This is a genomic window from Candidatus Albibeggiatoa sp. nov. BB20 (genome assembly GCA_016744725.1).
GTDB lineage: Bacteria > Pseudomonadota > Gammaproteobacteria > Beggiatoales > Beggiatoaceae > Albibeggiatoa.
On the sequence record JADGDW010000220.1, the window covers coordinates 1 to 5674 of the forward strand.

The 5674-nt window shown below is 38.8% G+C and carries 5 protein-coding genes; 4 read left to right on the top strand and 1 reads right to left on the bottom strand.

Annotated elements, in window-relative coordinates; genetic code table 11:
- Positions 1-341: 341 nt before the first annotated feature.
- Positions 342-3203 carry a class I SAM-dependent DNA methyltransferase gene (locus ABXH34_RS17315; protein ID WP_353573138.1) on the top strand — a complete coding sequence of 954 codons (2862 nt, stop codon included), beginning with the start codon at positions 342-344 and terminating at the stop codon, positions 3201-3203.
- 562 nt (positions 3204-3765) lie between these two features.
- Here the strand turns inward: ABXH34_RS17315 and ABXH34_RS17320 are convergent.
- Entirely contained in the window at positions 3766-4107 is a 342-nt protein-coding gene (locus ABXH34_RS17320) for a helix-turn-helix domain-containing protein (RefSeq protein WP_353573139.1), read from the bottom strand.
- 273 nt (positions 4108-4380) lie between these two features.
- Between ABXH34_RS17320 and ABXH34_RS17325 the strand changes: the two genes are divergently transcribed.
- From ABXH34_RS17325 to ABXH34_RS17335, 3 genes are all read left to right on the top strand, one after another.
- A complete protein-coding gene (locus tag ABXH34_RS17325) occupies positions 4381-4668 on the top strand; it encodes a hypothetical protein (RefSeq protein WP_353573140.1) in 288 nt (95 codons plus the stop codon).
- Positions 4655-5056 carry a hypothetical protein gene (locus tag ABXH34_RS17330; RefSeq protein ID WP_353573141.1) on the top strand — a complete coding sequence of 134 codons (402 nt, stop codon included), beginning with the start codon at positions 4655-4657 and terminating at the stop codon, positions 5054-5056. Before ABXH34_RS17325 ends, ABXH34_RS17330 begins: the two co-directional genes overlap by 14 nt.
- Before the next feature lie 241 nt (positions 5057-5297).
- The coding region (locus ABXH34_RS17335) for a hypothetical protein (RefSeq protein ID WP_353573142.1) at positions 5298-5674 on the top strand (377 nt) is incomplete at its 3' end.

Here is a 5674-nt window from a genome sequence, read left to right on the forward strand (position 1 = left end):
ACAGCTTGGTTGCTGGTTATTGCGTTTTTGCCGCTTGCGCCATAGGCAGCTTGCCTGCCTGGCGCGGCACGCGCCCATCAGCAACAGCAGAAAAACCAGGGTTGGGAGACCTGCCTGTAACACGTCTATTATTATAAGATTAAAATTAACTGAGAGGCTCTCTAGTTTAATTATTGACAGAAATGTGACACAATAATTTATGAATTTTGATTAGAATCATATTGAATTTAATAATAACGGATCGTTGTTTAACAGTAGGGCTAAGATTTATCGCTCTTTATTTATTAACTTATCTGTTATGATTTTTACCAATCACTAAACACCTCATAAAAATAATTAACATGCCCACATTATCCTCCGAACAATTTATAAAAAAATGGCAAACTTCTGAGCTTAAAGAGCGTTCAGGTTCTCAGGAGCATTTTATTGATTTGTGTCGTTTGTTGGATGAGCCAACGCCTGCCGAAGCTGACCCGCAAGGTACTTGGTATACCTTTGAGAAGGAAGCCAGCAAACAAGATGGCAAAAAGGGTTGGGCGGATGTATATAAGCGACATCATTTTGCATGGGAATATAAAGGCAAGAATAAAAATTTAGACAAAGCATTTGAGCAATTGCAGCGTTATAAGTTGGAAAATCCACCGTTGTTGATTGTATCGGATATGGATATATTTCGGATTTACACCAATTTCACTTATATGGTGCAAGAGATTCATCAATTTAGTTTGGATGATTTGCGCGAGCCTCAGACTCTCCAGCTTTTGAAATGGGCATTTTCTGACCCTGAGCGTTTGAAACCAAGTAAAACCCGAGCTGCTGTAACCGAGTCTATTGCACGGGAGTTTGCAAGCTTAGCGCAGAAGTTACGCGAGCAAGGACATGCTGCGCCCAAGGTTGCCCATTTTATCAGTCAGTTGTTGTTTTGTTTATTTGCCGAGGATGCAGGGTTGTTTGATGGTCGGCGGTTGTTGAGCAAAATTTTAACGGTATGTAAACAGCGTTCTAAATTAGTTCCTATGGATATGATTCAAGAATTATTTCAGAAAATGAATGAAGGTGGCGTGTTTGGGGTTGATTTAATTGATCATTTTAACGGAGGGTTGTTTGATAAAGTTGAGGTGTTGCCATTAGATCGGAATGATATTCAGTTATTGTCAAATATGGCGAAACAGAATTGGAAGGATATTGAGCCGTCGATTTTTGGGACATTGTTTGAGCGGGGTTTAGACCCTGATAAGCGTAGTCAGTTGGGGGCGCATTATACTGATCCTACATCGATTATGCGGTTGGTTGAGCCTGTTGTATTGAAACCTTTAAAAGCAGAATGGCAGCAGGTTAAATTGCAAATTGAGATGGCTTTGAAGGCATCAAAGGCTAAAAAGTCTATTCCTAAAAAAGCCCGTACGCTGTTTAATGAGTTTTTAGAGCGTTTAAATGCGGTGCAGGTGTTAGACCCCGCGTGTGGTTCGGGTAATTTTTTGTATTTGGCTTTGAAGGGTTTGAAAGATTTAGAACATCAGGCAATTTTAGAAGCTGAACAAATGATTGCGGGTTGGACAATACAGTTTTCAGTTAGTACTGGCCCGCATAATGTGTTGGGGATTGAGGTGAATCCGTATGCGGCGGAGTTGGCGCGAGTCACAATTTGGATTGGGCATTTACAGTGGGCATTAGCACATGGGATTGAAATTAATCGGAATCCTGTATTGCAGCCGTTGAATCAGATTGCGAATAAGGATGCGATTATTACGGGAAAATGGACGGAAGCACGTTGGCCAAAAGCCGATTTTATTGTGGGTAATCCACCGTTTTTAGGTGATAAACGCATGATTGGGGTGATGGGTGAGGAATATGTTTCGTATTTACGCCATTTGTATAAGGGCAGGATTGCAGGTGGTGCGGATTTGGTGACTTATTGGTTTGAAAAGGCGCGGCGTGAGGTGGAGAAAGGCCATACTCAAGCGGTGGGTTTGGTGTCGACTAATTCGATACGCGGTGGGGCAAATCGCAAAGTATTAGAACGGATTCGAGAAACAGGGGTTATCTTTGAGGCGTGGAGTGATGAGGAATGGGTGAATGATGGTGCAGCGGTGCGGGTTTCTTTGGTCTGTTTTGCCAAGCAACATGATGAGATTAAATTAAACAATCAGCCCGTCAATGAGATTTTTGCAGATTTAACGGGTTCAAGTGAAAAAACTGCAGATTTAACTTTAGCTCAAAAATTAGCTGAGAATCAAGGTGTTTCTTTTATTGGAACTCAGAAAAATGGTAAATTTGATATTGAAGGTGATTTAGCCCGTGAATGGTTGCAATTACCCACAAATGTCAATGGTCGCCCAAATAGTGATGTATTACGCCCTTGGGCAAATGGTATGGACGTGACGCGCCGTTATTCTGATACATGGATTATTGATTTTGGGGTGGATATGCCTGAAGAGGATGCGAGTTATTTTGAGAAACCATTTGAACATGTTTTAAATGAAATTAAACCTGAGCGAGTTGGCAAGCGAGAAGAAAAAGCTAATGCAAAATGGTGGTTACATCAGCGTCCACGTCCTGATATGAGAAAAGCCTTAGAATCATTTTCACGCTTTATTATTACACCGCGTGTTTCAAAATATCGCCTTTTTGCTTGGATGGATAAAACTGTTTTACCTGATAGTGCAACTGTTGCAATTGCTCGTGATGATGATACAAGTTTTGGAATTTTACACTCTCGATTTCACGAAATTTGGTCTTTAGGCTTATGCACATGGTTAGGCAAAGGCAACGACCCGCGCTATACACCTAGCACCACATTTGAAACCTTCCCATTTCCCGAAGGCTTAAGCCCGAATATTCCCGCAACCGAATACGCCGACAACAAACATGCACAAGCCATCGCTGCTGCTGCAAAAAAACTCAATGAAATGCGTCAAAATTGGCTCAATCCGCCTGAATGGGTCAAACGTGAACCTGAAATTGTAAAAGGCTATCCCGACCGAATCCTACCCATTGATGACGATGCGGCTAAACAATTCAAAAAACGCACCTTAACCAATTTATACAACGAAAAACCGCCATGGCTTGTCAATCTGCATAAAAACCTTGACGATGCGGTTGCAACTGCGTATGGCTGGCCAACTGATTTAAGCGATGATGAAATATTGCAAAAACTACTAGAATTGAATTTAGGGAGAAGTGAGAAAGAAGGGAATATATGAGTAATCAGCCTAGTATTTCCCGTACTAGACTGAAATAGAATTTTCTAAAACCACTAAAAATTAACTTAACTAGGACTGCCTATTTTACTCTGAGTCAGAGATATTATCAATTAATAATAAAGGCTTAGTTACCGACAGAATGCAGATAGTAGTACGCGTACACAATACTACGAAACGTAGCAAGTAAGATGTCAAAAGAGGCTTGCATACAACAAATATTTACTACTGAAGAACCACACAAAGAACCCCGAATATAGTGCAAAAATACTGCATACAGGACTGCAGAAGGGTTAGTTTTAGAAAAAAAAATAAATATATAATAATAAAGATTCGGTCAGATTCGTTTTTATTTTCGAGCTAAGGGCTATGGTATTGTTGGCTAATTCAAATCGAGAAAATACAAAATGGATACCCCTTGCTAGGGATATTGTAATGGCAGATACCCTGTTCACGCCGGGAGGGCGGTTTTTAATGTGATACGCCAAACCTAAATAAACTTGCATACAACAGCTATTGGCAGTCAATATATTTAAATAATCCACGTATACAACTGGCTTGTACTTTATTTCTTCTTCACTACAGACAAAGCGTTTTGAATATCCTCTAAATTGGACTCAAACCTTCCTAAATGCTCCTTACACTGCTTAACCCGCAATTCCACAGTTTCTAAAAACTCATCTTCATAGTCATCTGATGACACTTCTTTAGAATCGCCTAACAAAACATAATTCACATTAACACCTGCCATTCCTACCTTTGATAAATATTCAGCGTCTGGGCTTCTTTTGTCAGATTCATAGTTTATTTGGCTTTGTCTTGTAACCTCACCAATATTCGCAAGCTTAATCTGACTAAGCTTCAATCTAAGTCGTTCTTTTTTTAACCTCTCACCAATAGTAAACATCTGTAAACCCACCTCAAAATATAAATAAATGTTGACAGTTAACATTCGTTAACATACAATTGCACACAAGTCGAAATAAAATAGAGCAACACGTAAAAAACTTAAGACAAAGCAAGACGTAACGCTCAAGACTTATTAAGACTTAACAAAACAACAACAAGTAACAGGATTTAAGGCTAACACAGTCTAGGTAAGACGTAAAAGCACACATATAGCGAGACGATACACCAGACCTAAGTAGACTTAAACCGTACAACCACAACGTATAAAGTGATGACAATAACAACACAACAAGTACAAAGAATATTAGCAGAAAAAGGGTATAGAAGCCTTAGCAAATGGGCAAACAAAAAAGGGTTTAAACCAAATGCCGTGCTATTAGCTTTTTATGAATGGGAGCGAGATTATTCACAACGGGTTTGTTTAGCACCTTATGGAAAACGTTATGAAATACTTGTTGCTCTTGATAAAGATTTAAGACAAAAAAATCAAATAGATAAACCCGTTTTACAATTTTTAATTCAACAAGAATTAGGAGCAATTGACCATGCCCAACACTGAAAATGTTACAACTCAGGACACTACTAAAATTGTAGTTCAATCTTCCACTAGTTCCGATTTTATTGACGAAAACGGTAATATTGTTATTTCTTCCCAGTCGGGCTTTTCTGGTGTGATGCGACTAGGCTTGATTATGGGTATGGTTAAAAATGGACATTTGTCATTAGACAAAAAGAGTGCGGGTCTTGTGCGTGAACAATTGGAAACAGCAGCTTATTTATGTGCTTCTGCAACTTCATCAATTGGCGCATTGTTATCTTGTTTGGGAAATGATACCCCAACAAAGGAAGTCATATGTGAGATTGGAAGCTTGTTAAATGAACTTGGTAATTTAAATCGAGATGTATGCAATGGATTAGAAGATATCACAATGCTGTCATCTGATTAAAATTAACACTAGTAAGACAGGGATGTTTTGCTCTAAATTTATTGTTTTTATTGAAATGCTATCATTAATCGGTTTATACTGGCAATTCTTTAATATAACAAAATATATTTCTAAAAGGGGTCATTTCCCACTAATCCCTATAGATTTACATATCAAAAATTTAGTTAACTAGGAATGTTTGTAATATGGGATAAACAGACTTGTACTAGTGGCATTTTTCAAACAACAAAAGGAATAAACAATGTCATTTAAACACATGGAATCAGAATCGACCAACCCTTATGATGTTAGTGCCATGTTAAGTAAATTAACCGCTAAAATAGATGAATTGTCCTCGGATTTAGGCGAACAACCTGAGTACCCACTTCCGCAACGCTATTTCACTGACTCAGAAGCCCGCCTTCACGACCTAAGCAATGTCCATATCCTCCACCAAGGAGTAGACACAATCAAACAACTCTACAAGGGTGTGCCAATTTTTAAAACGTTTATTGGCATAGAGCAAAAATACAAATCTGAAATAGGCGCAATCGTCAACATCCAAACCAGTACAGGCAATTACGATTTTATTCTGGGTAGTGGCGGCAAATCAGGTTATACCTACCGCTTACAAAATAA